Raw genomic sequence first — 229 nt, 5'->3', positions numbered from 1 at the left:
AGGGAGCACTTCTGTATAGTGTTTCAACGAGACATCACAGTACACCGATATGGGTGTCTCCAACCCGAAAGGACATACGCCTCCTACGGGATGACCTGTTGCGTTGACTACTTCATCGCTACTCAGCATGCGCGCTTTGGCGCCAAATGTATTTTTCAGTTTTTTATTATCGAGGCGAGCATCTCCTCTGGCGACGATCAGGATAATGTCGTTTTTCACCTTTAGTGAC

1 protein-coding gene is annotated in these 229 nt (G+C 47.6%); it reads right to left on the bottom strand.

Translation table 11 applies throughout. The annotated features are described in order from the left end of the window. Nucleotides 1–229 (bottom strand): YbaK/EbsC family protein (locus FDX22_RS32295; RefSeq protein ID WP_304571832.1); only part of this gene is annotated, 229 nt, incomplete at both ends.

It is taken from the genome of Citrobacter sp. TBCS-14, assembly GCF_005280805.1.
Taxonomy (GTDB): Bacteria; Pseudomonadota; Gammaproteobacteria; order Enterobacterales; family Enterobacteriaceae; genus Citrobacter; species Citrobacter gillenii.
Note: the sequence above shows the minus strand (reverse complement) of the source record. Positions and strands in the feature narration are given on the sequence as shown.